Origin of the sequence: Micromonospora auratinigra (genome assembly GCF_900089595.1) — a bacterium.
GTDB classification, from domain to species: Bacteria; Actinomycetota; Actinomycetes; order Mycobacteriales; family Micromonosporaceae; genus Micromonospora; species Micromonospora auratinigra.
On sequence record NZ_LT594323.1, the window covers coordinates 4,558,841 to 4,584,969 of the forward strand.

Here is a 26,129-nt window from a genome sequence, read left to right on the forward strand (position 1 = left end):
GTCGATCATGAAGTTGGCGGCCGTAACGGAGATCGACATCGCCGTCAACTTCATGATCGACGCCGACGACCCCCCGGGTCGGGGTCGGGTGGTCAGTCGGTGGGGAGGAGGGGGCCGAGCGGGCCCAGGTCGAGGTTGAGGTCCTCGGGGGAGAGGCCGAAGTAGTCGCGGAGGTGGGTCATCTGCTGCTCCAGCGCCATCAGGGTGCCGCCGATCCGCTCGACCTGCTCCTCGCTGAGGTCGCCCAGGTCGACCCGGCGCAGCGCCTGCCGTTCCATCAACTGCCGCAGCAGCTCGACCACGGTGAGCACGAGGCTGGCCAGCCCCCGCTCGACGGAGTCCTGGTCGACGGCGAGCCGGCGGTCCAGCGGCCGGACCCGGGGGGCCTGCCACTGCGGCTCGCCCAGCGCCGCCGCCAGCTCGGCCGCCTCGTCCCGGCCGGTCACCGCCCGACCTCCGTCGCGGCCGGTTCAACGGCCACCGGCGGGACCGGCGCGGACAGGTCAGACGGGACCGGCGCGGACAGGCCAGGCGGGACCGGCGCGGACAGGCCAGGCGGGACCGGCGCGGACAGGCCAGGCGGGACCGGCGGGGTCAGCTCCGGCGGGGCCAGCGCGCCGACCGAGGCGATCAGGGCGCGCAGCGAGATCCGGACCAGGTCCACGTCGGCGATGGCCAGGGTGATGTCGCCGGTGATCACGACACCGGTGGCGAGCACCCGGTCGAGCAGGTCGACCAGGGCCACCGGCTGGTAGGCCAGCGGGTCGTCGGCGCTGCTGGGGGCGAGCGCGCTCACGCCCATGCCGGCTCCGCCGTGGGTTCCGCCGCCGCGAAGGAGTACGGCGGCCAGGGCCCGGTCAGCTCCAGCCGGAGTTCCGGGTGCCGCTCGGCCAGCTCGGTGACCAGCGCGGAGAACCCGTCCAGCCCGGCCCGCTCGACCAGGTACGCGCCGTTGAGCACCATCGCGGTGGGCGCGCCGGAGAGCCGCCGGTCCTGCGGCGCGTGCCGGCGGGCGTCGGCCGCGTACCCGGCCAGGGCGGTGTGCACGGTGGCCGCCGCGTCGGCGGCGATCCGCTGCCCCTCCTCGCGGGCGGTCAGCTGGGCCCGGCGTCGCCGCAGGTACGCCGCCCCGGCCCCGCCCCCGCCGGCCGGTTCCTCGACGCGCGGGGTCGCGCCGGGCACCACGTACCCCTTGACGCCCCACTCGGCGCGGCCGGTGAGCCGGGTCAGCGTGCCGGTCAGCTCGTCGTGCCGGTCCGCCAGCACCCCGGCCACCCGGTCGTCGTCGCGGTACACGGTGGCGAGCCGGGCGGGCACCACGGCACCGCTGCGGGCGAGCGCGTCGACCACCGCGTGGTGGGCCCGGGCCGCCCGCTCCAGCCAGGCCAGGTCCTCCAGGTTGCGGCGCAACGCCTCCTCGCCGTACTCGGCCAGCGGGGCGTCGCTGACCACGGCGACCAGGCCGGCGCCGGGGACCGGTCGGACGGGCGTGCCGGCGATGCCGGCGATACCGGCGAGGGTGGTCGGGGCCGCGTCGGCCAGCACGCCGTGCAGCCAGACGCCGGTGCCGGGGTCAGCCGTCATAGTCATCCCACTCCTCCCGGGCGGCCCGGGCGGCGACCCTCGGCCGCCGGGACGCCTCCACCTCCTCCGGGTCCCGGGGCCCCGGCTCGACCGGCGGGCGGGCCCGCGAGCTGAGCCACGGATCGTGCTCCCACCAGTCGATGCCGATCTGCCGGGCGGTGTCCACGGAGGCGATGACCAGCCGGAGCTTCAGGGTCAGCAGCTCGATGTCGAGCAGGCTGACCCGGATGTCGCCGGCGATCACGATGCCCCGGTCCAGGACGCGCTCCAGGATGTCGCCCAGGTTCGCCGGCTCGTGGCCGGCCCCCATCACCTGCCCAGTGTTCTGCACCACCGAAGGTGGCTGCCGCCCAATGGTCATCTCAGCCCCCGTCCCCCTTGCCGCGCTGGTAGCGCCGCGTCCGCCGGTAGCCGAGCAGGGCCCCGGTCATGTCCAGCTCCACCTCGTAGAGGCCGAGCAGGTCGGTCGACGCGGGGATCCGGTGGTCCTCGACCACCTCCACGCCGACCCGCCAGCCGTCGTCGGTGGGCTGGATCGAGGTGACCCCGAGCGGGTCCTTACCGGTCAGCCCGACGACCTGGCGCAGCCCTTCCCGGGCCGCGTCGGCCGTGCTGATCGCCTCCTCGTCGTGCTCGTCGAGGTAGCGCTCCTCGGCGGGTCCGCCCCGGTCGCGCCAGCGCTCCCGGTTCCCGTCCCCGCGGATCCGTGCTGAAGTCATCTCATCTCCCTCGCCCACGGTGCTGCCCACCCCGCCGCTCGGCGGGCCGCCGCCGGGCCGGTGCCGGCCGCCGCGCGCCACCGTTCCCCCGGGCGGGGGTACGGCCGCCGGACGGCGGGGTGAGCCGGTCCAGCACCTGCTGCTGACCGCGGTCGCGTTCCTCCGGCGTGATGTCGCCGGCCGCCACCGCCCGGTCCAGCTCCTCCAGCTCGCGCCGGATGTTGACCGGGTTGTACTGCTGCGACTCCGCCTCCCGGGCGACCACCTTGACCAGGGAGGTGAGCCCGCGCACCGGCGCGTACGGCAGGGTCAGCAACGACCAGAGGATGTCCACGGCTCACTCCACCAGCTGGTGCGCGCTGACGAAGTCGTACGGGGCGAGCGGGCCGATCAGTCGCATCCGGATCAGGTCCCGGCGCTGCTCGGCGAACTCCTCCACCGCCCGGACGAACTCCTCCTCGTCGTCGGCGCCGACCAGGAAGGCGACGTTGACCGCGTCCAGCTCGTGACTGGGTTGCCGCGGCGCGTTCGCCACCACCAGCCCGTCAACGGCGTCGATCATGGCCCGGTTCTCCGCCTCGCGGCGCAGCTCCACCGCCTGGCTGATCATCTCGCCGAGCCGGATCCGCTGCTCCCGGCTCTCGATCTCCGGCCGGCCGCGTACCTGGTCGGCGAGCGCGGCCGCGTCCGCGTTCCCGGCCAGCAGCTCGCCGATGAACTCCTGCTCGTCGAAGCGCCCGTGCACGGTGAACTGGATCCGGTCCTCGAACTCGGTCAGCGCGTCGGCGAACTGCTCGTGGTGCGCCGCCAGCAGGTCGTGCACCGCGTCCTCGCCGGTCACCACCGTGCCGAAGCGCACCGGCAGGACCGGCGCGACCTCCGCCGTACCGTCCAGCAGGCTCTCGTACGCGGTCAGGTCGGCCGGGCGGCCCATCGGTTCCTCCAGCCCGATCTCACTGACCAGCGCGGCGAGTTCGCCGTGCCGGACGGCGGTGACCTCGGCCGGCGGGGTGCCGACCCCCTCCGCGTCGGGGGTCGGCTCCACGTCGGACGGCACGATGCCGTAGATGAACAGTCCGGTCTCCTGCGTCATCTCAACGCTCCCTGTTCCGGCGGCGCGGCCGGTCGTCGTCGTCGCGGTCCCGGATGGAGTCCGCCACCGCGCCGCTGATCTCCTGCGCCGCCTTGCCCAGCCCGGAGATGGCCTTGCCCTTGGTGGCCGCGCCCGCGGCGTCGCCCACCAGGTCCGGCAGTCCCTTGGTGCCCTTCGGGGTGATGCTCAGCCGGTCGACCGCCTCGGCGAACCGCAGGTACGTCTCGACGCTGGCGATCACGATCCGGGCGTTGATCTCCAGGAGTTGGATGCCGACCACCGCGATCGACACCTGGGCGTCGATCACCACGCCCTTGTCGAGGACGGTCTCCACGACGTCGGCCAGGGTGCCGCCGCCACCGCCACCGCCGCTGCGTTCCAGCGCGCTACCGGCCTGGCCGGACGCCGTCGCCACGGTCATTCGCCACGCTCCTCGCGTCGACGCCGGACCACCGGCCGGCGGGGTGCCTCCGGGGCACGGCGGGACCGCTCCTCGCGGGGGGCCCGCTCCTCACGGGAGGACCGCTCCTCACGCTGCGGGCGGCGGGCCCGCTCGGGCTGCCGGCGGCGCGGCGGCGGCTGCTCCTCCTCGTCCGGCTCCTCGTCGTACTCCTCGTCGTCGAAGTCGTCGTCGGCGTCGTAGTCGTCGTACTCCTCGTCCTCCGGCGAGCGGCGGCGCTGCGGCGGCTGGCGGCGGCCGCGCCCGGCGGGCCGGCGCTCCTCCTCCTGCTCCTCCGGCTGCTCCTCGGGCTCCCCGGTGCCGCCCTGCCCCGGCTGCTCGCGGGCCTCCTGCTCCTCCCGGAGCGCGGTCTCGTGATCCTTGACCACCTGGGAGTCCTCGATCTCGCCCCGCCAGCCCTCGACGGAGTCCGGGTCGAGCACGGTCTGGGTCATCACGTGCCGGACGAAGTGCTTCAGCTCCAGCCGCACCCGGCGGCCCTGGGCACGCCAGAGGTTGCCGGTGTGCTCGAAGAGGCCCTTCGGGTGGTACTCCAGCACCACCAGGATCTTCGTCAGCTCCGGCCCGACCTCGTGGAAGCTGACCGTGCCGTCGACGGAGCCCTTCTCACCCTTCGAGCGCCAGTGGATCAGCCGGTCCGGGATCTGCCGGACGATGGTCGACTCCCAGCTCCGGTGCGACCAGAAGATCTGCGCCTTCCAGTTCATCTTCTCGTCGGAGTCGTTCTCGGCCAGCTCGACCTTCTTCATGAAGCTCGGGAAGTCGCCGAAGGTGGTCCACTGGTTGTACGCGACCCGGACCGGCACGCCGACCTCGATCGTCTCGACGATGTTGGTGACCTTGAGCTTCTTGCCGCCGCCCTTGCCGCCCTTGCCACCGCCGCCGAACGCCGCCATCAACTTCTCCTTACCGCCGGCCAGGCCGGCATGGAACATGGCCTTCATCGGGGAGTGGCCCTCGGCCAGCTTCTGCGCGCCGGTGGCGGCGGCGATCAGTCCGGGCCCGCCGCCCTGCCTGGCGTACTCGCTGAGCCGGCCGGTGGCGCCGGTGAGCCGCTCGGTCACCACCTGCACGGCCCGTTCCCCGATCGCGGAGGCGAGGTTGCGCAGCTCGCCGCCGAGCTGGTCACGGGCCTTGTCGGTGAGATTGCTGGTGGCCATGCTCACCGCCCCCGTCGCCGCGCGACCGGGCGCTCGTCGCGCTCCCGGTCGTCGTCCGGCTCGTCGTCGCCCGCCTCGGGCTGCTCGTCGAGTTCCTGCTCCTCGTCGGGAGCCGACCGCTCCAGGTCGTCCGGCTGCTGCCCGGACCGGCGGCGCAGCGCGTCGGCGCTGCCGCGCAGCTTGCCGCTGACCGCGTCGATGCCGCTGCCGGCGGCGGCGGTGGCGGCGGCCTTGCCGGCGGTGACCAGCGGCGCGCCGAGCTTGCCGAGGTTGCCGAGCTGACCGGTGGCGCCGAGCAGGTTGCCGGCGACCTGCTTGAGGCCACCCGGCTGCTGGCTGGCCCGGCCGGCGGCCACCGCGGCGGCCAGGGTGAGGGCGGTCCGCAGCTTCTTGCGGCGGCCGAGGACATATCCGAAACCGACCGCCAGGGCGATCCGAGCTCCGCTCTTCATCAGTTCTCCTTCGCTCCCCGGCGGAAGGGACACCTCAAGCACGGAGCAGGCCCGGAAAAGCTGCCGGGGATCAGCAGAAAATGGGCCTGCGACCGGTGTCCCGCATCAGCGGACCCGGCGGGCAGTACCCGTCACCCAGCAGGCAAAACATTTCTCTGCGCATTCCGACGAGCCGGTCACAACCGAATTCGGACGGCCGAAAGAGCCGGGTCGATAGCACGCAAAACGGTCACGAGGGACGCACTGGGCAGCAAGAATGCGATAGTTGCCCGAAGACAACCAAGAATTGTCAGCGAACGGGCAGCACGGTGTCGAGACACATTTCAGCACGCACCTTGCCGCCATTTTCCCGCAAGGCGGCGCCGCATTTCCGGAGAACCGACAACGCGCCCCGGTTGTCCGCCGTCGTCTCGGCCACGACGGTGTGCATTCCGGCCGCCGCGGCGGCGTGCAGCAACTCGCGCAGGGCAGCCGCCCCCAGCCCCTGACCCCGGGCCGAACGGCCCAACCACATCCCGGTCTCCACCGTCCCCGGCTCGGCGCAGCGGGTCATCCGCACCATGCCGATCACCTCGCCGGCGGCGACGATGGCGTACATCCGGGTGCGGGTGGGGCCGTCCAGGCCACCGAAGCGGGCCCGGTGGAACTCCCGGAAGGCGTCACGACGGGCCAGCGACCAGCCGGCCGGGGCCTCCACCGGAGGCATCACGTCCTCCGGCTCCGCCTCCGCGGCGGCTACGGAGAGCAACGGCTCCAGGTTCGCCTCACTCACCGGCTCCAGTCGTACGGCTCCCGTCACGTGCCGCAGTCTGCCCGCCCTGCCGGCCCGAGTCCACCACTTCGGGCACGTACTGCCGGTCCGGCGGAGGCGGGTGGACCGGTCGTACCCCCGGGGTGTTCCGCCTTACGCTCCGTTGCCAACCGACCGGTTCGTTCTGCCGTGAGCGTCCTCACGTCAGCGGGTCGAACTCGCAGAGCACCACCGAGGCGTCGTCGGTCCGCTTGCGCCGGCGCAACCGCTCCGGGTGGTCCCGTTCGGCGGCCCGCACCCGGCCGATCAGCCCCTCCGGGCCCTCCGCCGCCACCACGTCCAGCAGTCCGCCCCAGTCGAAGAGGCCGAACTGCTCCACCGCGCACGACGCGCCGTCGCTGAGCAGCACGGCCCGCCGCAGCGCCCCGGGACCGGTCAGCGGCAGGGTCCCGGTCAGCGCGTGGTACGCCGCGTCCGGGTCGCCGGCCGCCGCCCAGTAGCCGTGCGTCCGGTTCATCCGGGTGCGCTGCACCGTCACCGCCCGGCGGAACCGGGTCGCCGCGTCGATGTCCGCCCCGGGCAGCGCCCGCGCCTGCCGCCGCAGGTCCGCCGCTGCCGCGGCGAGCCGGTCGTCGGCCACCACCTCGACCCGATCGCCGGTGTCCAGCACCAGCGGGCTGTCGCAGAGCACCAGGTAGTCCACCTGGTCGCCACCCTCGCGCAGCAGGCAGACGGTGGCCGACGGGGTGCCCGGATGGTCCAGGTCGCACTCGTCGCCGTGGTCGGCGCGGACCGCCAGGATCGCCGCCGCGAGGCTGCTCATCAGCGTCGCCGCCGGACGCGCCGCGACGGCCAGCCCGATCCGGGCCGCCAGGTGCCGGACGTACCAGGCCGGACCGTGCACGCAGCCGGTGTCGAAGCCCTCCGGCACGGTCGCCCCGTCGAGGACGCCGACCAGCGGGCCGAACCGGAGGACCAGGTCCTCGTTGTCGGCCCGACCGGGTGCCGGGTCGGAGGCGGCCCGCACCCGCATCAGCGGCGCCAGGCCGGTCGGTCGTGCCGGTCGGCTGCCGATCGCGTACCGGTGGTCCGGTGCACCCATCCGTCCGCTCCCTCCGTCCACCGCCGCCTACCCGGTCGACCCGGCGGCATGCCGCGCGGCGACCACCCGTCACGGCAACTCACCGTCACGGCCGTCGGACCATCGGTAACGTCAGGAGCCGGACCGCGCACGAGCGGTGGGACATCGGTGACAGGGGGATCGCATGTTGGAGCGGTTGCACGAGTCGGGACTCAAGTCCGAGCACGCCTACCTGGCCGGGTTCGTGAGCATCGGGCTCAGTTTCACCAGCTGGTTCCTCTCCAAGCACCTGGAGCGGGCCGGGGTGGCCCGGGCGGACCGCTGGGGCATCTTCATCGGGGAGTGGGCGCCCACCTTCTTCGCCATCGGCAACGGGCTGCGCACGTACGAGAAGTGAGCCGGTCAGCGCCGCCGGTTGCGGGCGCGGGACGAGCGCAGCCGACGTAGCCGGCCGATCAGCACCGGCTCGGCGGCCAGCGCCGCCGGGTGGTCGAGCAGCCCGTTGAGGAGCTGGTAGTAGCGCGTGGCGGAGAGCCCGAAGGTGTCCCGGATCGCCTGCTCCTTCGCCCCGGCGTGCTTCCACCAGCGCTGCTCGAAGGCGAGGATCCGCAGCTCCCGATCGGTCAGCTCGGCCGGCCCGACGTCGGCTGCGGGTGCGGCCGGCTCCTCGTCCGCCGCGTCGTCGGCCTCGGGGTCGGCCGCCGGGCCGTCGTCGGCGGCCGCCGGGTTGGCGGGCCCGACCTCGACGGCCGGTGCGGAGCGCGGCGGCGGGACGGCGACGCCCGCCTCCCGGGCGACGACCTCGGCCGGGGCGGACGGCTCGGGCCGGTCGGTGGCGGCCGCGGAGGCGTCGGCGGGCATGGCGCTCCTCGGTGGGGACGGCGGCCGGCGCGGAGCGGACCGGCCGGGGAGCCCCAGCGTAACCAGCACCCGCCCGCGCCGCACCGGACGCGATGTCCGGGGCACCGGAGTCGACGTCCGGCACGGACAATGTCCCCGTGCACGACAAGCTGGCGCGTCTGCTCGATCTCATCGACACCCGGGAGGGCGATGCCTACCAGCTCGCCCTCGACCTGGCGGACCGCGGCGACCAGTCGCTCGTCGTCCCGGTCCGGGCCGCGCTGGCGCGCTGCCTCGAACGGCGGGACACCTACGGCCGGGACCTGCTGGTGCGGGTCCTGGTCGGGCTCTCCGGCAGTGCCGCGTTCCCGTACCTGCTGCGCACCTACGCCCACCCGGTGGACCCGAACGACGACCGGGACACGTTCGCCCTGCACCTGGGCAACCTCCTGCACCGCGAACCGGCCGCCTGCCGCCCGACCGTGCTCGCCTTCGTGGCCGACCCCGCGCCGGAGCTGCGCCAGGCCGGGCTCTGGGCACTGGGCCACGTCCTCCAGCCCGACGACGCCGACGTGCTCCGCGAAGCGCTGGCCGACCCCGACCAGTGGATCCGCTGGACGGCGGTCAACGCATTGCCCGACCCCGGCCGGGAGCCCTGGGCGTACGGGCTGGTCCGCACCGCCCTGCGGGACCCCGAACCGTTCAACCGCCGCGCGGCGGTGCTCATCCTCGCCTGGTCGGCCGCCCCGTCGGCGGCAGACGACCTGCTCGCGCTGACCGGCGACAGCTCGTCGACCGTCCGGTCGGCGCTGGGTGAGGCGATCGGCCGGACGGCGGCGGGCTCCGACCGCCGGGACGACGCCGCCACCGTGCTGCTCGCGCTGCTCGACGACCCCGATCCGACGGTACGCCGCAGCGCAGCCCGGGGCCTCGGGCACCTCGACGGGCCGCTCGACGCCCTCCGGGATCGGGCCGACGACCCCGACCCGTGGGTACGGAAGGCCGTCGCGGTCTCGCTCGGCTCGCACGCCGGGGACGAGTGGGCCGCCACCCTGGCGACCCTGGCCGCCGACCAGTCGGCCGAGGTGCGGTGGGAACTGGCGGCCGTGCTCGCCCGGCAGTCCTGGCCGGGGGCCCGCCCGTTGCTGGCCGGCTTGGCGGAGGACCCGGACCCGACGGTCCGGCGGACCGCACGGACGGCCCTGGAGCGCGGGCCGGGCACCCCGGCCGCCCGATGACGTCGTGGCGTCACCGGGCGGCCCGGATGCGTCAGGCGATGTCGCGCCGCCGCATGGTCCAGAAGGCGGCGACCAGGGCGACCGCCGCGCCCAGGCCGAACACCCACGCCGAGTCCTGCCAGGTGACCAGCAGCTCGGCCGGCCGGCACTCACCCTTGGCGAACTCGCAGGCCCGGAAGTCGAGCAGCTGCACCTTCTTGAGGAACCAGGCCTGCGCGTACGTGGAGAGCAGGTACCGGTCGCCGAACGGCACCTTGAGCACGGCGACCGCGATCCGGAGCCCGATCTCGCTGATCGCGAAGACCGCCACCGCCGCGCCGAGCGCCATCGCGGTGTGCCGGCCGAGCGAGGCGAGCGCGAAGCCGACCGCGCCGACGACCAGGATGATGCCCAGCGCGCGCAGGCCGTCCAGCCCGATGGACCGCCACACCCCGGCGGTGACCTTGGCGGTGGTCCCGCGGGAGGTGCCGACCAGCCAGAAGGCCGCCGTCCAAAGCGCCCCCAGCAGCACGGTCACCCCGGTCACCGCGGTGAGCAGCGCGGCCAGCTTGGTGCCCAGCACGGCGAGCCGTCGCGGTCGCCAGAGCAGCAGGTTCATCATCCCGCCGGTGTTCCACTCGGCGCCCACGAAGGAGGCGCCGACGATGAAGGCGAAGAGCGCCAGCGCCCCGGCGAAGACCGCGATGAAGGTGGGGAACTCGGCCCGGAAGTCGAACTGGTAGGGCAGGCTCCACTTCGGGTCGAACATGTCCGGCTGGGGCTGCCACTGGCGGCCGCAGTCGGGTCCGAACTTCTCCTCCAGGCCCCGCTCGCCGCGCGCCTGGGCGGCGTCACAGTCGGCGACCGTCTTCTTCCATTCCGTCAGCGCCTGCTGGTACTGGCGATCCGCCTGCGCCTGGGCCTCGGCGACGACCTCCTTGGTGAGCTGGTGGCTGGAGAGGGCGAAGGCGGTGGCCACCCCGGCCAGCCCGAGCACCAGCAGGACCAGCAGCAGCCGGGTGATCCGGCGCTTGGCCAGCCGGCGCAGCTCGGTGACGTACAAGCTCATGCCGTCACCTCCCTGCGGTCGGCGCCGGCACGAGGCACATCCGCGCCGCATCGATGATTCGCTCGCTGACGCTCGCTCATGCGCCCCAACCTCCTTCGACCTTCGTGGACTGGTCGACCTGCCGGTGCTGGCCGGGGACCGGCGCGGTGGCGGTCAGTTCGAGGAAGACACTCTCCAGGTCGACCGCGACCGGGGCCAGCTCGCTGACGTAGAGGCCCTGCTCGGCGAGGAGGCGGCTGACCGTGGCCGGCTTGTCGACGCCGGCGAGCATCAGGTGGTCCGCCTCGGCGGTCACCCCGATACCGGCCCGGGTCAGGGTGTCGGCGGCCTGGGGCAGGTCGGTGACCGCTTCGAGGCGCACCCGGACGGAACCCTGGGAGTGCGCGGCGAGCACCTGCCCGACCGGCCCGAAGGCGACCCGCCGGCCCAGCGAGATGATGGTGACCGAGTCGCAGATGAGCTGGATCTCGCCGAGGATGTGGCTGGAGAGCACCACGGTCATCCCGGCGGCGGAGAGGTCCCGCATCAGGGTGCGCATCTCCCGGATGCCGCCCGGGTCGAGGCCGTTGGCCGGCTCGTCCAGGATCAGCAGCTCCGGGTTCTTCAGCAGCGCGGAGGCGACCGCCAGCCGCTGCTTCATGCCGAGCGAGTACGTCTTGACCCGCTCGCCGGCCCGGTCGCGCAGCCCGACCAGCTCCAGCACCTCGTCGACCCGCCGCGCGGGCAGCTCACCGGCGCGGGCCAGTAGCCCGAGGGTGTCCCGGGCCGAGAAGTGCGGGAAGAACTGCGGGCTCTCCACGATGGCCCCGACCTGCCCGGCGACCGCGGGCAGCGCCTGCGGCAGCTCCCGGCCCAGGATGGCCATCCGGCCGCCGTTGGGCCGGATCAGCCCGAGCAGCGTCCGCAGCGTGGTGGTCTTGCCCGAGCCGTTCGGGCCGAGGAAGCCGTGCACCTGGCCGGCCTCGACCCGCATGTCGAAGCCGTCGAGCGCGTGACGGGTCCCGCGTTTCCGGCTCCGGTACGTCTTACGGAGACCCTCGATCTCCAGGACAGCCGTCAAGCTGACCTCCCCCGATGAGTAGGTGACAGCGGACACCATACGCGGTATACGGTCGCTGGCAATACCCGGTATGCATCGGGGTGTCGCGCTGCGGTCAGGCGGTGACGACGTGCACGCCGGCGTCGCGGAACGCCTGCACCACGGCCGGGTCCGCGCCCGAGTCGGTGACCAGGGTCTCCACCCGGTCCACCGGGCAGATCCGGGCGAAGGCGTGACCGCCCAGCTTGGACGAGTCGGCGATCACCACCACCCGCTTGGCGCGCGCCACCATCAGGCTGTTCATCGCCGCCTCGCCCTCGTGGTGGGCGGCGGCGCCGAGCTGCGGGTCTATCGCGTCCACGCCGAGCAGCGCGACGTCCAGGGTGACCTCGCGCAGCAGCGCGCCGCCCAGCGGACCGACCAGCTCGAAGGACTTGGGCCGGACCACCCCGCCGGCCACCACGACCTTCATCCGCGACCGGACCAGCAGCTCGTTGGCGATGTTCAGGGCGTTGGTGACCACGGTGAGCTGGGCGCCCTCGGCACTGGTGTTGAGGTCCGGCCGGACCGCCAGGGCCCGGGCCACCTCGGTGCTGGTGGTGCCGCCGTTGAGGCCGACCACGGTGCCCGGGGAGACCAGCGCGGCGGCGGCCGCCCCGATCCGCTGCTTCTCGGCGGAGTGCTTGGCGGTCTTGTAGCGCAGCGGCAGGTCGTACGAGACCCCGTTGGCGACCGCCCCGCCCCGGGTCCGGGTGATCATCTGCTGCTGGGCGAGCTGGTCGAAGTCGCGCCGGATGGTCGCCTGGGAGACGTCCAGGCGGTCGGCCGCCTCCTCGACACTGACCCGTCCGCTGTCGGTCAGCATCTCCAGCAGCGCGTTCCATCGGGCGTAGCGGTCCACGCGCGGCCTCCACTGACTCTGCACGAACGGTGATTGATTGCGTGCACAGTAGTGCGCGAAACTACCGAGGCGCAAAACCTTGACCTGCGCGATCTGGGAGACGGTTGCCACAGCCGCCCGATCTCGCGCAGAATGACGCGCGAAAGACGGCCATATCGAGCCGTATTGCGCAAGGTCTCCCCCCGGGGCGAGGAGTTGTCATGGCGTACGTGCACGCGGAGATCGCGAGCCAGCCCGACTGCTGGCGGGAGGCGGCGCACCTCGCCCCGACCGTCGCCGACCGGCTGCCGCGCCCCGGCGAGCGGGTCGCCGTCGTCGGCTGCGGCACGTCGTGGTTCATGGCGATGGCGTACGCCGGGCTGCGCGAGCAGGCCGGCCAGGGCGAGACCGACGCCTTCCAGGCCAGCGAGTTCCCCACCACCCGCCGTTACGACCGGCTGATCGCGATCACCCGCTCGGGCACCACGACCGAGGTGCTGGACCTGCTCGCCGCGCTGCGCGGGCGGATCCCCACCACGGTGCTGGTCGGCGACCCCGCCTCCCCCGCCGTGGAGCTCGCCGATGCCGTGGTCGCCCTGCCCTTCGCCGACGAGCGCGCAGTCGTGCAGACCCGTTTCGCCACCACCGCCCTGGCCCTGCTCCGCGCCCACCTCGGCGAGGACCTGGGCCGGCTGGCCGCCGACGCGGAGGTCGCCGTCCGGGCCCCGCTACCGATCGACCCGGCCCGGATCGAGCAGGTCACCTTCCTCGGTCGTGGCTGGACGGTCGGGCTGGCCCAGGAGGCCGCGCTGAAGTGCCGGGAGGCGGCCACCTTCTGGGCCGAGGCGTACCCGGCGATGGACTACCGACACGGCCCGATCTCGGTGGCCGCCCCGGGCCGGCTGGTCTGGGCGTTCGGCGGCATCCCGGACGGGCTGGCGGAGGACGTCGCCGCCACCGGGGCCGCCTTCGTGCACAGCCGTACGCACGGCTGCCGCACGGTGCTGACCAGCTGGGCGGCCGGCCGTACCCCGGTCGACCCGATGGCCGACCTGATCCTCGCCCAGCGGTTCGCCGTCGCGCTGGCCACCAGCCGCGGCCTCGACCCGGACGCGCCCCGCCACCTGAGCCGTTCCGTGGTGCTGGCATGACTCCAGGCGACGAGGTCGTCGTCGCGCTGGACGTGGGCGGTACCGGGATGAAGTGCGCCCTGGTCCGCCCGGACGGCCGGGTGACCCACGCGGAACGGCACCCCACCGGGGCGGAGCGCGGCCCGGAAGCGGTCGTCGCCACGATCCTGGACGTCGCCGAAGGGCTGGCCGGCACCGCCCGCGCCGCCGGGTCGACCCCGGTGGCCTGCGGCATCGCCGTGCCGGGCGTGATCGACGAGGCGCGCGGGGTGGCGGTCTGGTCGGCCAACGTGGGCTTCCGGGACGTACCGCTGCGGGAACTGGCGGAGAAGCGGCTCGGCCTGCCCACGGCGCTCGGCCACGACGTGCGGGTGGGCGGTCTGGCCGAGGCCCGGCTCGGGGCCGGCCGGGACACCCGGCACGTGCTCTTCGTCGCGATCGGCACCGGCATCGCCGCCGCCCACGTGGTCGGCGGCGTGGCCGCCACCGGGGCGCACGGCGCCGCCGGCGAGATCGGCCACATCCTGGTACGCCCCGACGGCCCGCGCTGCGGCTGTGGCCGTCCCGGCTGCCTGGAGGCGGTCGCGTCGGCCTCGGCGATCGGCCGGCGGTACACCGAGCTGGCCGGGACGCCCGGCACGGCGGCCGAGGTGGCGCAGCGGGCGGCGGCCGGCGACGAACTGGCCGGCCGGGTCTGGCGGGCGGCCGTCGAGGCGCTCGCCGACGGCCTGGCCACCGGGCAGGCCCTCTTCGACGTGGACACCATGGTGATCGGCGGCGGGCTGGCCCAGGCCGGTCCGGGGCTGCTCGACCCGCTCCGGGCGGCGCTGCGCGAGCGGCTGACCTTCCACCGGGAGCCGCGGCTGGTCGCGGCTGCCCTCGGCGACGAGGCCGGCTGCCTCGGCGCCGCCCTGCTGGCCCTGGACACTCTCGAGGAGGAGAGCCGATGACCGTGCGCGTGACCGGCAAGGTGGTGACCCCGACCGGGGTGATCCGGCAGGGCTGCGTGGAGGTCACGCAGGACCGGATCAGCGCGATCGCCGAGTACCCGTCGGTCCACGACGGGCACTGGATCGTGCCCGGCTTCGTGGACATGCACACGCACGGCGGCGGCGGGCACACCTTCACCACCGGGGACGCCGGGGCGGCCCGCGAGGCGGCCGCGTTCCACCTGCGGCACGGCACCACCACCCTGCTGGCCAGCCTGGTCAGCTCCCCGTTCGCGCTGATGCGCGACGCCACCGCCGCGTACCGGCCGCTGGTCGGGTCGGGGGTGCTGGCCGGCGTCCACTTCGAGGGGCCGTACCTGTCGGCGGACCGCTGCGGCGCGCAGAACCCGGAGTTCCTGCGGGACCCGTCGACCGAGGAGCTGGCCGAGCTGATCGAGCTGGGCGACGGCGCGGTCCGGATGGTCACCCTGGCCCCGGAGCGCGACGGCGCGCTGGCCGCGATCGAGCTGCTGGTCTCGCGGGGCGTGGTCGCCGCGGTCGGGCACACCGACGCCACCTGGGAGCAGACCCGCGCCGCGGTGGCCGCCGGGGCGAGCGTCGGCACCCACCTGTTCAACGGGATGCGGCCGGTGCACCACCGGGAGCCCGGTCCGGTGACCGCCCTCCTGGAGGCCCCCAACGTGGTCTGCGAGCTGGTCGCCGACGGTGTGCACCTGCACGACGGCATGCTCGGCTTCGCCACCTCGGTCGCCGGCCCGGAGCGGGCCGCCCTGATCACCGACGCGATGGCCGCCGCCGGCATGCCCGACGGCGAGTACGAGCTGGGCGGCCAGGCCGTCACCGTGGCCGACGGAGTGGCCCGGCTGAGCCGGGACGGCGCGATCGCCGGCAGCACCCTCACCATGGACGCCGCCCTGCGGCACGCCGTCGCGGCCGGCATCGCCCTGCCCGACGCCGTCCGGATGGTGGCCACCACCCCGGCCCGGGCGATCGGCCTCGGTGACCGGGTCGGCGCGCTCCAGCCCGGCCTCCGCGCCGACCTGGTCGTCCTCGACGACGACCTGAACGTGCTCCGGGTGATGCGCGAGGGCTCCTGGGTCGAGTGAGGCCGTGCGGCCGGCGGGCCACCGGTGGGCCGGCCGCCAGACCGGGCCGCGCCGGTCCACGCTGGCCCGCTCCGGTCCGTGCCCGGACGGCTTCGGAGCGGTGGCGGGTTGGCCTGCGCGATGGCTACGAACTTGATGACGTCAACGACTCAGCGGCGGCGAACGGCGACGGCCGGGAGGGTGCCGGATCAGGCGGTGGGGACCTCGACGCCGAGGACGGCCTGCTCGTCGGGGCGGTGCACCAGCACGTCGGCCAGGAAGGAGTGCACCGCACGGCGCATCCCGACGTCCCGGCCGGCCTGCTCGGAGAGCAGCCACTTGTGCTCGATGATCTGGGCGAAGAGCTCCTGCGGCTCCAGCTTGCGGCGCAGGTGCGCCGGCACCGCCCGGACCACCGGCTCGAACACCTCGGTCAGCCAGCGGTGCGCCGCCTGCTGCTCGTCGGTCAGGTCGCTCTCCACCCGGTAGGCGTCCAGGTCGTTGAGGAGCTTGCGGGCCTGGTTCTCCTCGGCATCCAGGCCGGTCAGCCGGATCAGTCGACGGGTGTGGTAGCCGGCGTCGACCACCTTCGGGCGGACCAGGTAGCGCCCGTTGTCGGCGGTGGACATGGCCACCTCGGCGACGTCGAAGCCCAGCTCGTTGAGGCGACGGATCCGGCCCTCGATGTCGTGCCGGGCGGTCCGCTCGATCTGCTGCTCGTAGGTGATCTCGTGCCAGAGCCGCTCGTAGCGCTGCACGACCTGCTCGCAGACCACCTCGGGGTCGATCGACTCGTGCAGCAGGCCGGCCGCCTGCAGGTCGAGCGCCTCACCGAAGATGTTGACCCGGGCGATCTCCAGGTCCTCGCCGCGCTGCCCGTTGGAGAGCGAGCTGTACAACGCCCCGGTCTCGGCGTCCACCAGGTAGGCGGCGAACGCGCCCGCGTCCCGCCGGAACAGCGTGTTGGAGAGCGAGCAGTCGCCCCAGAAGAAGCCCGTCAGGTGCATCCGGACCAGCAGCGCGGCCAGCGCGTCCAGCAGCCGGTTCATCGTCTCCGGGCGCAGCGTGTTGGAGAAGAGCGCCCGGTAGGGCAGCGAGAACTGGAGGTGTCGGGTGATCAGCACCGATTCGAGCGGCTCCCCGTCGTCGGTCTGCCGGTCGGCGACGATCGCCACCGCCTCGACCGACGGGAAGTCGATCCGCTCCAGCGACCGCAGCAGGTCGTACTCCCGCTCGGCGATCCGCTCCCGGGTCTCCTTGAACGCGTACACGTAGTCGCCGAGCCGGACGAACCGCACGATGTGGCGGGAGATGCCCTGCGGCAGCGCGACCAGGTGCTGCGCAGGCCACTCCTCCAGCGGGGTCGACCAGGGAAGGTCGAGCAGCGCCGGGTCGACGAGAGCCGAGGTGATCCGCACGCGCACAAGTGTGACCGGTCACCCGGCCCGAGCGCTTCCCTTCGTGGGCCGGCACACAACCACCGATGCCCGACCCGGTCCGCCGCCGTCCGCGGCCGGTAGCGTGGTCTGGTGCGCCAGACCACGGAGGTACGCGAGAAGCCGCTGCTCCGGCCCGTCCGGCCGGCCGGCTGGTGGTTCGACGGCCTGCTGCTGGCCGCCCTCGCCGGGCTGACCGTGGCGCTCGCCACCGGCCACCTGTACGGCCTCGACCTCGACGTGAGCGGGTGGGCGTTCGCCCACGACCCGGCCCCGCTCTACTGGACCGCCCGGCTGTTCAACCTGCTCGGACAGGGCGGCGCGCTGCTGATGCCGCTCTCCGGGGCGCTCGCCCTGGCGGTGGCCTGGCGGCGGCACTCGATCCGTCCGCTGCTGCTGGTCGCGGGCACGTTGGTGCTCACGTACTGCACCATCGGGCCGTTCAAGGTGTGGACCGACCGGGCCGCCCCGACCGCCACCGTGCGGTCGCCGTTCCTGTCGCCCGAGCAGGCGGTACGGATCTTCAACGAGGACCTGCCGGCCCGCGCCTATGACATGTCCTATCCCTCGGGGCACGTGGCCAACGCGATCGTCTGGTACGGCGTGATCGCCCTGCTGCTCGCCGCGCTGACCGCCGGCCGGCTGCCCGCCGGGGTGTACCGGCTGATCCGCGTGGCGCCTCCGGTGATCCTGCTGGTGACCACCACCTACCTGAACTTCCACTGGATCACCGACGGCGTCGGCGGGCTGCTGCTCGGCCTGCTGCTGGACCGGGTCCTGCACCGGGTTCCCTGGGACGACCTGCCGTTGCCGGGCGCGTTGCGGAACTGGGACCACCCGTTCATCCCGTACCCCTAGGGTCTGCGGTCGTGGAGGAGTTGACGCGCCGGCTGGGCGTACCCGATGCGGTGGTGATCGGGTTGGGATCGATGCTCGGCGCGGGCGTCTTCGTGGTCTTCGCGCCCGCCGCCGCGGCGGCCGGTGGCGCGGGGTTGCTCGCCGCGCTGGCCCTGGCCGGCCTCATCGCCTTCTGCAACGCGACCAGCTCGGCCCGGCTGGCGGCCCGCTACCCCGAGTCCGGCGGCACCTACGTCTACGGCCGGGAGCGGCTGCACCCGTTCGCCGGTTTCCTCGCCGGCTGGGGCTTCGTGATCGGCAAGACGGCGAGCTGCGCGGCGATGGCGCTGACCATCGGGGCGTATCTCTGGCCGGGGCGGGCGCGGCTCGTCGCGGTCCTCGCGGTGGTGGCGGTGACCGCGGTGAACCTGCGCGGCATCGGCAGGACCGCGACCGCCACCCGGATCCTGGTCGGACTCGTGCTCACCGTGCTGACCGTGGTCGCGGTGACCGGCGCGCCGCACGTCGCCCCGGACCGGTTGGCCGGCGCGGTGCCGACCGGTGTCCGGGGCGTGCTCACCGCCGCCGGCCTGCTCTTCTTCGCCTTCGCCGGGTACGCCCGGATCGCCACCCTGGGCGAGGAGGTGCGCGACCCGCGCCGGACCATTCCCCGGGCGGTGCCGCTCGCCCTCGGCGCGGTGCTGGCGATCTACCTGGTGCTGGCCGTGGTCGCCCTGGGCACGCTCGGCGAGCAGCGGCTGGCCGGGTCCGCCGCGCCGCTGGCCGACGTGGTCCGGGTCGCCGGGCTGCCCGGGCTGGCCTGGCTGGTCCGGGCCGGGGCCACCGTGGCGGTGACCGGGGTGCTGCTCTCGCTGCTCGCCGGGGTCGGCCGGACCACCCTGGCGATGGCCCGCCGCCGCGACCTGCCGGGGGCGCTGGCCGCCGTGCACCCCCGGTACAAGGTGCCGCACCGGGCCGAACTGGCCGTCGCCGCCGTGGTGATCGTCGTGGTGGCGCTGGCCGACGTCCGGGGCGCGATCGGCTTCTCCAGCTGCACGGTGCTGGTCTACTACGCGATCGCGAACGCCGCCGCGCTCACCCTCGGCCGGGAGCCGGCCCGGCGGATCCCGGTGCAACTGCTCGCCGCGTCGGGGCTGGTCGGTTGCCTGGTGCTGGCGGTCAGCCTGCCGCCCGCCAGCGTGCTGGCCGGCTTCGGCGTGCTCGCCCTCGGCGCCCTCTGGTACGCGCTGCGCCACCGGAGCGCCTGAGCCCGCTCAGGCAACCGCCGGCCGGGTGCAGACGATCCACATGTCGTACTCCTCGACCGTCACTCCGCAGACCACGTCCCCGGCGAGCGACATCGCCACGAACTCCGGCTCGGCCGGGTACGGCCCCAGCTCGCCGAGCCGGACCGGGGAGTCCGGTAACCGGACCAGCGCCCAATCGTCGTTCCCGCCCGACAGGCTGATCAGCAGCCGACCGTCGTCGCCCAGTACGCGGTGCTCGACGAGCAGGCGACGCCACTCCCGCTCCAACCGGGCCGGGCCGTCCTCCTCGTCGTGGCCGATTCGACACGCGGGTCGGGCCAGCGCGCTGATCACCGGCCGCCAACCGGACATGGGCGTGGGCAGGTCCGGCACGGCGTAGGGCGCCTGCAGGACAGTGAAGCCGGCTGCTTCCAGCCGGCCTGCCGGAGACGGCTCGCTCACTCCTCCGCCCGACGGGGCAGCGGCGGGCCGGCCGGCTCGGCCGGGACCGGGGTGGTCTCCCGGAGCAGCGCGCTCAACCCGGCCCGCCGGGCCACCACCGTCAACCGGTCCCCCGCGTGGATCACCATCCGCGGGTCGACCGACCAGTCGGTCTTCTGCCCGGCCCGGGTGTGCGCCAGCAGGCGTACCTCACCGGGGCGGGCCACCGCGGCGAGCGGCCGGCCGTCCAGCGGCGCGCCGGCCAGCACCGGCACCTCGGTGACCAGCAACGCGTGCCGGTCGACCGGGATGGTGGCGATCACCGCGCGGTCCAGCAGCGCCGCCACGAAGGCGGGCGCGGCCAGGTACGAGACGCTGCGCGAGATGCCGATGCCGAACGCCTGCTGGATCCGCTCGGCGAAGTCGCCGTCGAAGAGGCGCAGCACCACCCGCAGGTCGGGGTCGAGGCTGCGGGCGTTCAACGCGGCCCGCAGGTTGGTCCCGTCGTCGGTGGAGACCACCACCAGGGCCTGGCAGGTCGCCACCGAGGCGGACCGGAGGGTCTCCTCCAGCGCGGCGTCCCCGATGATCAGCGGTACGCCCAGCCGGTGGGCGAGCGAGGCGCCCCGGGCGTCGGGGTTCTTGTCGATGGCCACCACCTCGACCCCGAAGTCGCAGAGCTGCGCCATCACCCGGGTGCCGATGTTGCCCAGGCCGACCACCACCACGTGGCCGGTGCGGTCGGGTTGGATCCGGCCGGTGTGCAGGGCGAGCCGGGCGTTGACGATGCCGTCGACCACGGCGGCGGTGATCAGCGGGATCAGCGCCAGCCCGGCCAGGTTCAGCACCACCTGCATGACCTGCGCGGCGACCGGCTTGTGGACGTCGGGGTCCTGCCCGCTCAGCGTGGTGACCAGGGTCAGGTAGAGCGCCTCGGACCAGGTGACCCCGGCCGCGCGTGAGTTCAGCCAGCCGAGCACCGCGATCACCCCGAGCAGCACCAGCACCGCCACCCCGATCTTGCGGGTGGCGAAGCTGCGGACCGCCCGGACCAGCACCAGCACCGGCTCCCGGCGGCGGCGGGCGCGGACCAGCCGGCGCGCGGCCACCTCGGTGCCGGGCGGCTGCCCGGTCGCCTCGGCGAGCACCACGTCGGCCGACTCCTCGTCGGCGGGCAGCACCCGGATCAGCTCCGGGTCGGTGGTGACGGCCAGGCCGCAGAGCACGTCCGCCGGGCGTACGTCGGCCCGCCGGGCCATGTAGAGGGTGCGCCCGCCGTGCCGGAAGTGGGTGGGGGCCAGCTCGCCCAGCGCGGCGGCGACGAAGGCCGGGGCGGCCATCGAGGCGTCGGAGAGCACCGCCGAGTCGGGGAAGAGCTGCCGGACGCCGTTGGCGAGGCTGGTGTTGAACATGCGCACCACGAGACGCAGCCGGGGCTCGACCTCCCGGGCGCAGAGCGCGGCGTGCATGTTGCCCACGTCGTCCTGGTGCAGCAGGGCCAGGCCGTCCGCGCCGGCCAGCCCGGCCCGGCGGAAGGTGGCCTCGTCCAGCCGGTCGGCGAGGACCACCTGCACGCCGTCGAGGTCGCGGCCGTCGGGCCCGTCGGAGCGCCGCCGCTCGGGCACGACCAGGGTGACCCGGGGCCGCCCGGTGGGCGTCCCGGTGGCCAGCAGCAGCCGGACCACCCAGTAGGCGAGGGGGTCGTTGCCGCAGACCACGAAGTGCGGGCGGGGGTCGCCGTTCGGCCGGAGCCGCCAACCGGTCGCACGGCGCGCGCGATCACGAAGGGGCTCGGCCATGCCCGGATGGTAGTCAGCCGCTCGCGGTACGCGCAGCCCCCCGATCATGAACGCATGGTGCCGGCGAGGACGGGTAGAGCAGCGGCATGCAGACCTTCCTCCCGTACCCGGACTTCCTGGCCAGCGCCCGGGTGCTGGACCAGAAGCGGCTGGGCAAGCAGCGGGTGGAGACGATCCAGGTGCTACGCGGCCTGACCCGGCCCGACTACGGCTGGCGCAACCACCCGGCGGTGAAGATGTGGGCCGGGTACGAGGAGGCCCTCACCCGGTACGGGCTGGACATGTGTGCCGTGTGGTGCGAGCCGGGGCGGGCCGACACCTGCGCGGCGACGATGACGGTCGACCTCGCCACCGCCTGCGGGATCACCACGATCCGCACCCAGCCGGAGCTGGCCGAGGCCGGTGAGCTGCCGCCCTGGCTGGGCCGGGACGACCTGCACCGCAGCCACCGCTCGTCGTTGTTGCGCAAGGACCCCGGGCACTACGGCCCCGAGTTCGGCGACGTCCCGTCGGACCTGGAGTACGTCTGGCCCCCGTCGGACCGGGAACGGCGCTGCCTGCTGCCGCCGACGGGTTGAACCGGCAGACTGGAGACCTCGTCGAGCAAAGGGTGCACATGGCGCTGTCGCAAGTGGTAGGTCGGCTCATCGGCGTACGCGAGCACGTGGTGGACCCGGGCGGCGGTGGCGCACCCCGGGTGCCGCGCCCGGTGCGGGCGGTGGTGGTCGGCGGCGGAATCGCCGGCATGTCGGCGGCGGTGGTGCTGGCCGAGCGCGGGGTGGACGTCACCGTGCTGGAGGCCGCGCCGACGCTCGGCGGCCGGCTCGGCGCCTGGCCGGAGGAGCTGCCGGACGGTCCGCAACGCAACGAGCACGGCTTCCACGCCTTCTTCCGGCAGTACTACAACTGGCGCTCGATCCTGCGGCGGGTCGACCCGGAGCTGGGCTTCCTGAAGCCGATCCCGGGCTATCCGATCCTGTCCGCGCAGTGGCCGACCGAGGAGTTCGGCAAGCTGCCACCCGCGCCTCCGGCGAACCTGCTGGCGCTGCTGCTGCGCAGCCCCAGCCTGCGCCTGGCCGACCTGCGCGGGATGGACCGGGACGCCGCGCTGCCGCTGCTCACCTACGACCCGGAGCGCACCTACGCCGAGTTCGACGAGCGGACGGCCGACGAGCTGCTCACCTCGCTGCGGCTGCCGGACCGGGCCCGGGCGATGCTCTTCGAGGTCTTCTCCCACTCGTTCTTCAACCACGAGGCGGAGATGTCGGCCGCCGAGATGATCGCCCAGTTCCACTTCTACCTGCTCGGCAACCCGGAAGGGCTGGCCTTCGACTGCCCGGACGAGGACTACGCGACGGCGATCTGGGAGCCGCTGACCCGGTACGTGGAGAAGCACGGTGGCCGGGTCAGCACCGGCACGCCGGCGGCCCGGCTGGACCGGACGCCGGACGGCTGGCGGGTCACCACCGCCGACGGCACCGGCCATGACGCCGGACACCTGGTGCTGGCGGTCGACCCGCCGGCGCTGGCCGCCCTGGTCGCGGCGTCGCCCGGGCTGCCCGCGGCGGCACCGGAGCTGGTGGCCCGGATGTCCGCGTTCGGCACGCCCGGTCCCCCGTACGCGGTGGCCCGGTACTGGCTGGACGGGGACGTGCGCGCCGACCGGGCGGTGTTCAGCGGGGTGTCCCGGCAGGCCACCCTGGACTCGGTGACCCTCTACCACCGGCTGGAGGAGGAGCCGCGCCGCTGGGCCGCGCGTACCGGCGGTTCGGTCATCGAACTGCACGCGTACGCCTGCGAGCCGGGCGTACCGGCCGAGGAGCTGGCCGAGCGGATGCGGGTCGAGCTGACCACGCTCTGGCCGGAGGCGGCCGACCTGCGGGTCCGGGAGCTGCGGGCCCGGGTGGAGGCCCAGGCCCCCGCGTTCACCCCGGGCAGCCACGCCTGGCGGCCGGGGGTACGCACCGACGCGGACGGCCTCTACCTGGCCGGGGACGGGATCCGGACCGAGTTCCCGAGCGCACTGATGGAACGGTCGGCGGCGACCGGGATCGTGGCCGCCAACCACATCCTGCGGGCCGAGGGGGCGGCCGCCGAGCCGGTCCGCTCGATCCGCCCCCGCGGCCTGCTCGCCCGGCGGTAGCAGGGGCCCCTCCTAACCGCTCACCCCGTCCCACCGGGTGCCGTGGTACGCGGCGCGCATCAGGTGCTGCATGTCGTCGAGCATCGGCATCCGGGGATTGGCCGGCGCGCACTGGTCCTCGTACGCGTTGAGCGCCTGCTGCGGCAGGGCCGCCTCGAACGCCGCCTCGTCCACCCCGATCGCGGCGAACGACGGCTCGATTCCGACCGCGTCCCGGAGCCGCTCGACCGCGTCGGCGAGGGCGGCGACGCCCTGCTCCGGGGTGGCGGCGGGCAGCCCGAGCAGCCGGGCGATCTCGGCGAACCGCTCGGGCGCCCGGTAGCTCTCGTACCGGGGCCAGCCGGAGAGCTTGGACGGGACGCTGCCGTTGTAGCGGATCACGTGCGGCAGCAGCACCGCGTTGGTCCGCCCGTGGGCGATGTGGAAGGTCGCGCCGAGGGTGTGCGACATGGCGTGCACGATGCCGAGGAAGGCGCTGCCGAAGGCCATCCCGGCGATGGTGCCGGCGTTGTGCATCCGTTCCCGTGCCTCGTCGTCGCCGTCGACCACCGAGCGTTCCAGGTTGGCGAAGATGAGCCGGACCGCGTGCAGGGCCAGCCCGTCGGTGAAGTCGTTGGCGTAGACCGACACGTACGCCTCGATGGCGTGGGTGAGCGCGTCGAAGCCGCTGTCGGCGGCGATGGCCCGGGGCATGCTGGCGGTCAGCACCGGGTCGACGATCGCCACGCTCGGGGTGAGCGCGTAGTCCGCCAGCGGGTACTTCTTGCCGTTGCGGTGGTCGGTGATCACCGCGAACGGGGTGACCTCCGCGCCGGTGCCCGAGGTCGTCGGTACGCAGACCAGCCGGGCCCGCTCGCCCAGGGTGGGGAAGGTGAAGGCGCGCTTGCGGATGTCGAAGAACTTCTCCCGCAGGTCGTCGAAGACCACCTCGGGGTGCTCGTACTTCAGCCACATCACCTTGGCCGCGTCCATCGCCGAGCCGCCGCCGAGGGCGACGATGGTGTCCGGCGCGAAGGCCCGCATCAGCTCGGCGCCCCGGTCGACGGTGGTGACGCTGGGCTCCGGCTCGACGTCGTCGATGATCTGGAGGGCGACCTTCCCGGCCCGGCGTTGCAGCACCCGGTTGACCCGGTCGACGAAGCCGAGCCGGGTCATGGTGGCGTCGGTGACCACCGTGACCCGGTGCACGTCCGGCATCTCGGCCAGATAGCGGATCGCGTTCGGCTCGAAGTAGATCTTCGAGGGGACCTTGAACCACTGCATGTTGTTGGTCCGGCGGCCGATCCGCTTGATGTTGAGCAGGTTCACCGCGGAGACGTTGTTCGACACCGAGTTGCGCCCGTAGCTGCCGCAGCCGAGGGTGAGCGAGGGCAGGAAGGCGTTGTACATGTCGCCGATGCCGCCCTGCGAGGCCGGCGAGTTCCAGATGATCCGGACCGCCTTGACCCGCTGGCCGAACTCCTCCACCAACGCCTCGTCGGCGGTGTGGATCACCGCGCTGTGCCCGAGGCCGTGGAACTCCACCATCTGCTCGGCGTAGCGCAGGCCCTGCTCGCGGGAGCCGGCGCGGAGCACGGCCAGCACCGGGCAGAGCTTCTCCCGGGTCAGCGGCTCGTCCGGTCCGACGCCGCCCACCTCGACCAGGAGCACCGAGGTACGCGGCGGCACGCTGATCCCAGCCGCCTCGGCGAGCCACCCGGCGGTACGCCCCACCACCTCGGGGTTGAGCCGGCCGTCCGGGAAGAGCAGCGCCTCCAGCCGGCGCTTGTCCTCGGCCGTGGCGACGTACGCGTGCAGCCGCCGGAACTCCTCGATCGCCGCGTCGTGGATCGCGTCGTCGAGGATGACCGCCTGCTCGGAGGCGCAGATCATGCCGTTGTCGAACGACTTGGAGAGCACGATGTCGTTGACGGCCCGGGCCAGTTTGGCGCTCGCCTCGACGTACGCGGGCACGTTGCCGGCCCCGACGCCGAGCGCCGGCTTCCCCGCCGAGTACGCGGCGCGGACCATGCTGTTGCCGCCGGTGGCGAGGATGGTGGCGATCCCCGGGTGGTGCATGAGCGCGGTGGTCGCCTCCACCGACGGCTCCTCGATCCACTGCACGCAGTGCGCCGGCGCCCCGGCGGCGACGGCCGCGTCCCGGACGGTGCGGGCCGCCTCGACGCTGCACCGTTGGGCCGACGGGTGGAACGCGAAGACGATCGGGTTGCGGGTCTTCAACGCCAGCAGCGCCTTGAAGATGGTGGTCGAGGTGGGGTTGGTGACCGGGGTGATGCCGGCGATCACCCCGACCGGGTCGGCGATCTCCACGATGCCGTTGATCTCGTCGCGGCTGATCACGCCGACCGTGCGGACCGTCGCCATCGCGTGCGTGACGTGCTCGCAGGCGAAGATGTTCTTCACCGCCTTGTCCTCGAAGACGCCCCGGCCGGTCTCCTCGACGGCGAGCCGGGCCAGCACGGCGTGCCGGTCGAGCGCGGCGACGGACGCCTTGCGGACGATGTGGTCGACCTGCTCCTGGGTGAACCGCTCGTAGTCGGTGAGCGCCTTCAGGCCGTCGGCGACCAGGCTGTCGATGGTGGCGTGGAGTTCGGACATGCGGCTCTCACCTCGGCGGTTGCGGCGTCAGGGGCAGCTTCAGCCTCGCCCGGTCACCGTCGCGGCGACCGTGCGTAACGGCCCGGATGCCGGGGTGCCGAAGGTCCCGTCCCGCCCG

The 26,129-nt window shown here is 73.9% G+C and carries 29 protein-coding genes; 9 read left to right on the plus strand and 20 right to left on the minus strand.

Annotated elements, in window-relative coordinates:
- Window positions 1-92 precede the first annotated feature (92 nt).
- The 12 genes from GA0070611_RS20405 to GA0070611_RS20460 all read right to left on the minus strand — a co-directional run bounded on the left by GA0070611_RS20405 (window position 93) and on the right by GA0070611_RS20460 (window position 7,321).
- Window positions 93-446: a gas vesicle protein K gene (locus tag GA0070611_RS20405; protein ID WP_231921172.1), complete on the minus strand. Its 354-nt coding sequence runs from the start codon at window positions 444-446 to the stop codon at window positions 93-95.
- Complete coding sequence (locus GA0070611_RS31960; RefSeq protein ID WP_091666717.1) at window positions 443-802, minus strand: gas vesicle protein; 360 nt, start codon at window positions 800-802, stop codon at window positions 443-445. Before GA0070611_RS31960 ends, GA0070611_RS20405 begins: the two co-directional genes overlap by 4 nt.
- Complete coding sequence (locus tag GA0070611_RS20415) at window positions 793-1,590, minus strand: GvpL/GvpF family gas vesicle protein (protein ID WP_197675755.1); 798 nt, start codon at window positions 1,588-1,590, stop codon at window positions 793-795. Before GA0070611_RS20415 ends, GA0070611_RS31960 begins: the two co-directional genes overlap by 10 nt.
- Window positions 1,574-1,918, minus strand: coding sequence for a gas vesicle protein GvpJ (gene gvpJ, locus GA0070611_RS32590; protein ID WP_231921173.1), 345 nt, complete (start codon window positions 1,916-1,918; stop codon window positions 1,574-1,576). Before gvpJ (GA0070611_RS32590) ends, GA0070611_RS20415 begins: the two co-directional genes overlap by 17 nt.
- 28 nt (window positions 1,919-1,946) lie before the next feature.
- A complete protein-coding gene (locus GA0070611_RS20425; protein WP_091666727.1) occupies window positions 1,947-2,303 on the minus strand; it encodes a gas vesicle protein GvpO in 357 nt (118 codons plus the stop codon).
- 1 nt (window position 2,304) lies between these two features.
- Window positions 2,305-2,637, minus strand: a complete 333-nt coding sequence (locus tag GA0070611_RS20430; protein ID WP_091666733.1) for a gas vesicle protein GvpG — start codon at window positions 2,635-2,637, stop codon at window positions 2,305-2,307.
- A gap of 3 nt (window positions 2,638-2,640) precedes the next feature.
- Window positions 2,641-3,396: a GvpL/GvpF family gas vesicle protein gene (locus tag GA0070611_RS20435; protein ID WP_091666735.1), complete on the minus strand. Its 756-nt coding sequence runs from the start codon at window positions 3,394-3,396 to the stop codon at window positions 2,641-2,643.
- Between the two features lies 1 nt (window position 3,397).
- Entirely contained in the window at window positions 3,398-3,817 is a 420-nt protein-coding gene (gvpJ, locus tag GA0070611_RS32595) for a gas vesicle protein GvpJ (protein ID WP_091666737.1), read from the minus strand.
- Complete coding sequence (locus tag GA0070611_RS20445) at window positions 3,814-5,016, minus strand: SRPBCC family protein (RefSeq protein ID WP_091666740.1); 1,203 nt, start codon at window positions 5,014-5,016, stop codon at window positions 3,814-3,816. Before GA0070611_RS20445 ends, gvpJ (GA0070611_RS32595) begins: the two co-directional genes overlap by 4 nt.
- Before the next feature lie 2 nt (window positions 5,017-5,018).
- Window positions 5,019-5,468, minus strand: a complete 450-nt coding sequence (locus tag GA0070611_RS20450; protein ID WP_091666743.1) for a hypothetical protein — start codon at window positions 5,466-5,468, stop codon at window positions 5,019-5,021.
- Between the two features lie 289 nt (window positions 5,469-5,757).
- Complete coding sequence (locus GA0070611_RS20455) at window positions 5,758-6,267, minus strand: GNAT family N-acetyltransferase (RefSeq protein ID WP_091666746.1); 510 nt, start codon at window positions 6,265-6,267, stop codon at window positions 5,758-5,760.
- Window positions 6,268-6,418: 151 nt separating this feature from the next.
- Window positions 6,419-7,321 (minus strand): hypothetical protein, encoded by a 903-nt coding sequence (locus GA0070611_RS20460; protein ID WP_091666749.1) that lies wholly within the window; start codon window positions 7,319-7,321, stop codon window positions 6,419-6,421.
- A 163-nt stretch (window positions 7,322-7,484) separates the two neighbouring features.
- Between GA0070611_RS20460 and GA0070611_RS20465 the strand changes: the two genes are divergently transcribed.
- Entirely contained in the window at window positions 7,485-7,697 is a 213-nt protein-coding gene (locus GA0070611_RS20465) for a hypothetical protein (protein WP_091666752.1), read from the plus strand.
- A 5-nt stretch (window positions 7,698-7,702) separates the two neighbouring features.
- Here GA0070611_RS20465 and GA0070611_RS20470 read toward each other — a convergent pair whose 3' ends face one another.
- Entirely contained in the window at window positions 7,703-8,161 is a 459-nt protein-coding gene (locus GA0070611_RS20470; protein ID WP_091666755.1) for a DUF3263 domain-containing protein, read from the minus strand.
- Between the two features lie 137 nt (window positions 8,162-8,298).
- Between GA0070611_RS20470 and GA0070611_RS20475 the strand changes: the two genes are divergently transcribed.
- Window positions 8,299-9,378 (plus strand): HEAT repeat domain-containing protein, encoded by a 1,080-nt coding sequence (locus GA0070611_RS20475; RefSeq protein ID WP_091666757.1) that lies wholly within the window; start codon window positions 8,299-8,301, stop codon window positions 9,376-9,378.
- Between the two features lie 31 nt (window positions 9,379-9,409).
- Here GA0070611_RS20475 and GA0070611_RS20480 read toward each other — a convergent pair whose 3' ends face one another.
- The 3 genes from GA0070611_RS20480 to GA0070611_RS20490 all read right to left on the minus strand — a co-directional run bounded on the left by GA0070611_RS20480 (window position 9,410) and on the right by GA0070611_RS20490 (window position 12,366).
- Window positions 9,410-10,426 (minus strand): ABC transporter permease subunit, encoded by a 1,017-nt coding sequence (locus GA0070611_RS20480; RefSeq protein ID WP_091666760.1) that lies wholly within the window; start codon window positions 10,424-10,426, stop codon window positions 9,410-9,412.
- 76 nt (window positions 10,427-10,502) lie between these two features.
- On the minus strand, window positions 10,503-11,486 hold the full coding sequence (locus GA0070611_RS20485; protein WP_091666763.1) for an ATP-binding cassette domain-containing protein: 984 nt from the start codon (window positions 11,484-11,486) through the stop codon (window positions 10,503-10,505).
- A 94-nt stretch (window positions 11,487-11,580) separates the two neighbouring features.
- Window positions 11,581-12,366 carry a DeoR/GlpR family DNA-binding transcription regulator gene (locus tag GA0070611_RS20490; RefSeq protein WP_091666765.1) on the minus strand — a complete coding sequence of 262 codons (786 nt, stop codon included), beginning with the start codon at window positions 12,364-12,366 and terminating at the stop codon, window positions 11,581-11,583.
- Window positions 12,367-12,566: 200 nt separating this feature from the next.
- On the opposite strand from GA0070611_RS20490, the gene GA0070611_RS20495 reads away from it, so the two are divergent.
- The 3 genes from GA0070611_RS20495 to nagA are packed head-to-tail and all read left to right on the plus strand — an operon-like array spanning window position 12,567 to window position 15,531.
- Window positions 12,567-13,496 carry an SIS domain-containing protein gene (locus tag GA0070611_RS20495; protein ID WP_091666767.1) on the plus strand — a complete coding sequence of 310 codons (930 nt, stop codon included), beginning with the start codon at window positions 12,567-12,569 and terminating at the stop codon, window positions 13,494-13,496.
- Window positions 13,493-14,425 carry an ROK family protein gene (locus GA0070611_RS20500; RefSeq protein ID WP_091666769.1) on the plus strand — a complete coding sequence of 311 codons (933 nt, stop codon included), beginning with the start codon at window positions 13,493-13,495 and terminating at the stop codon, window positions 14,423-14,425. Before GA0070611_RS20495 ends, GA0070611_RS20500 begins: the two co-directional genes overlap by 4 nt.
- The gene (gene nagA, locus GA0070611_RS20505) at window positions 14,422-15,531 is read left to right on the plus strand and encodes an N-acetylglucosamine-6-phosphate deacetylase (RefSeq protein ID WP_091666772.1); all 1,110 of its coding nucleotides are present in this window, start codon (window positions 14,422-14,424) and stop codon (window positions 15,529-15,531) included. Before GA0070611_RS20500 ends, nagA begins: the two co-directional genes overlap by 4 nt.
- Before the next feature lie 188 nt (window positions 15,532-15,719).
- Here nagA and GA0070611_RS20510 read toward each other — a convergent pair whose 3' ends face one another.
- Entirely contained in the window at window positions 15,720-16,928 is a 1,209-nt protein-coding gene (locus GA0070611_RS20510) for a DUF4032 domain-containing protein (protein ID WP_091673194.1), read from the minus strand.
- 111 nt (window positions 16,929-17,039) lie between these two features.
- Here GA0070611_RS20510 and GA0070611_RS20515 point away from each other — a divergent pair, with 111 nt between their 5' ends.
- Window positions 17,040-17,804, plus strand: coding sequence for a phosphatase PAP2 family protein (locus GA0070611_RS20515; protein ID WP_091666775.1), 765 nt, complete (start codon window positions 17,040-17,042; stop codon window positions 17,802-17,804).
- An 11-nt stretch (window positions 17,805-17,815) separates the two neighbouring features.
- Window positions 17,816-19,051, plus strand: a complete 1,236-nt coding sequence (locus GA0070611_RS20520) for an APC family permease (protein WP_091666778.1) — start codon at window positions 17,816-17,818, stop codon at window positions 19,049-19,051.
- Between the two features lie 6 nt (window positions 19,052-19,057).
- On the opposite strand, the gene GA0070611_RS20525 is transcribed toward GA0070611_RS20520, so the two are convergent.
- Together GA0070611_RS20525 and GA0070611_RS20530 are read right to left on the minus strand one after the other, a co-directional pair.
- Entirely contained in the window at window positions 19,058-19,492 is a 435-nt protein-coding gene (locus tag GA0070611_RS20525) for a hypothetical protein (protein WP_157740358.1), read from the minus strand.
- The gene (locus GA0070611_RS20530) at window positions 19,489-21,270 is read right to left on the minus strand and encodes a potassium channel protein (protein ID WP_091666783.1); all 1,782 of its coding nucleotides are present in this window, start codon (window positions 21,268-21,270) and stop codon (window positions 19,489-19,491) included. The genes GA0070611_RS20525 and GA0070611_RS20530 overlap by 4 nt, the downstream gene beginning before the upstream one ends.
- An 86-nt stretch (window positions 21,271-21,356) precedes the next feature.
- On the opposite strand from GA0070611_RS20530, the gene GA0070611_RS20535 reads away from it, so the two are divergent.
- Both GA0070611_RS20535 and GA0070611_RS20540 read left to right on the plus strand, forming a co-directional pair.
- Window positions 21,357-21,848, plus strand: a complete 492-nt coding sequence (locus GA0070611_RS20535; RefSeq protein ID WP_091666785.1) for an MSMEG_6728 family protein — start codon at window positions 21,357-21,359, stop codon at window positions 21,846-21,848.
- 38 nt (window positions 21,849-21,886) lie between these two features.
- The gene (locus GA0070611_RS20540; protein ID WP_091666788.1) at window positions 21,887-23,413 is read left to right on the plus strand and encodes an FAD-dependent oxidoreductase; all 1,527 of its coding nucleotides are present in this window, start codon (window positions 21,887-21,889) and stop codon (window positions 23,411-23,413) included.
- Window positions 23,414-23,425: 12 nt separating this feature from the next.
- Here GA0070611_RS20540 and adhE read toward each other — a convergent pair whose 3' ends face one another.
- Entirely contained in the window at window positions 23,426-26,011 is a 2,586-nt protein-coding gene (gene adhE / locus GA0070611_RS20545; RefSeq protein ID WP_091666791.1) for a bifunctional acetaldehyde-CoA/alcohol dehydrogenase, read from the minus strand.
- Between the last annotated feature and the right edge of the window lie 118 nt (window positions 26,012-26,129).

Coding starts and splice junctions, on each gene's coding strand:
- GA0070611_RS31960 (WP_091666717.1), bottom strand. CDS start 802: ATGGGCGTGAGCGCGCTCGCCCCCAGCAGCGCCGACGACCCGCTGGCC.
- GA0070611_RS20415 (WP_197675755.1), bottom strand. CDS start 1,590: ATGACTATGACGGCTGACCCCGGCACCGGCGTCTGGCTGCACGGCGTG.
- GA0070611_RS20425 (WP_091666727.1), bottom strand. CDS start 2,303: ATGACTTCAGCACGGATCCGCGGGGACGGGAACCGGGAGCGCTGGCGC.
- GA0070611_RS20435 (WP_091666735.1), bottom strand. CDS start 3,396: ATGACGCAGGAGACCGGACTGTTCATCTACGGCATCGTGCCGTCCGAC.
- gvpJ (WP_091666737.1), bottom strand. CDS start 3,817: ATGACCGTGGCGACGGCGTCCGGCCAGGCCGGTAGCGCGCTGGAACGC.
- GA0070611_RS20445 (WP_091666740.1), bottom strand. CDS start 5,016: ATGGCCACCAGCAATCTCACCGACAAGGCCCGTGACCAGCTCGGCGGC.
- GA0070611_RS20450 (WP_091666743.1), bottom strand. CDS start 5,468: ATGAAGAGCGGAGCTCGGATCGCCCTGGCGGTCGGTTTCGGATATGTC.
- GA0070611_RS20460 (WP_091666749.1), bottom strand. CDS start 7,321: ATGGGTGCACCGGACCACCGGTACGCGATCGGCAGCCGACCGGCACGA.
- GA0070611_RS20465 (WP_091666752.1), top strand. CDS start 7,485: ATGTTGGAGCGGTTGCACGAGTCGGGACTCAAGTCCGAGCACGCCTAC.
- GA0070611_RS20470 (WP_091666755.1), bottom strand. CDS start 8,161: ATGCCCGCCGACGCCTCCGCGGCCGCCACCGACCGGCCCGAGCCGTCC.
- GA0070611_RS20480 (WP_091666760.1), bottom strand. CDS start 10,426: ATGAGCTTGTACGTCACCGAGCTGCGCCGGCTGGCCAAGCGCCGGATC.
- GA0070611_RS20495 (WP_091666767.1), top strand. CDS start 12,567: ATGGCGTACGTGCACGCGGAGATCGCGAGCCAGCCCGACTGCTGGCGG.
- GA0070611_RS20500 (WP_091666769.1), top strand. CDS start 13,493: ATGACTCCAGGCGACGAGGTCGTCGTCGCGCTGGACGTGGGCGGTACC.
- nagA (WP_091666772.1), top strand. CDS start 14,422: ATGACCGTGCGCGTGACCGGCAAGGTGGTGACCCCGACCGGGGTGATC.
- GA0070611_RS20530 (WP_091666783.1), bottom strand. CDS start 21,270: ATGGCCGAGCCCCTTCGTGATCGCGCGCGCCGTGCGACCGGTTGGCGG.
- GA0070611_RS20535 (WP_091666785.1), top strand. CDS start 21,357: ATGCAGACCTTCCTCCCGTACCCGGACTTCCTGGCCAGCGCCCGGGTG.
- GA0070611_RS20540 (WP_091666788.1), top strand. CDS start 21,887: ATGGCGCTGTCGCAAGTGGTAGGTCGGCTCATCGGCGTACGCGAGCAC.
- adhE (WP_091666791.1), bottom strand. CDS start 26,011: ATGTCCGAACTCCACGCCACCATCGACAGCCTGGTCGCCGACGGCCTG.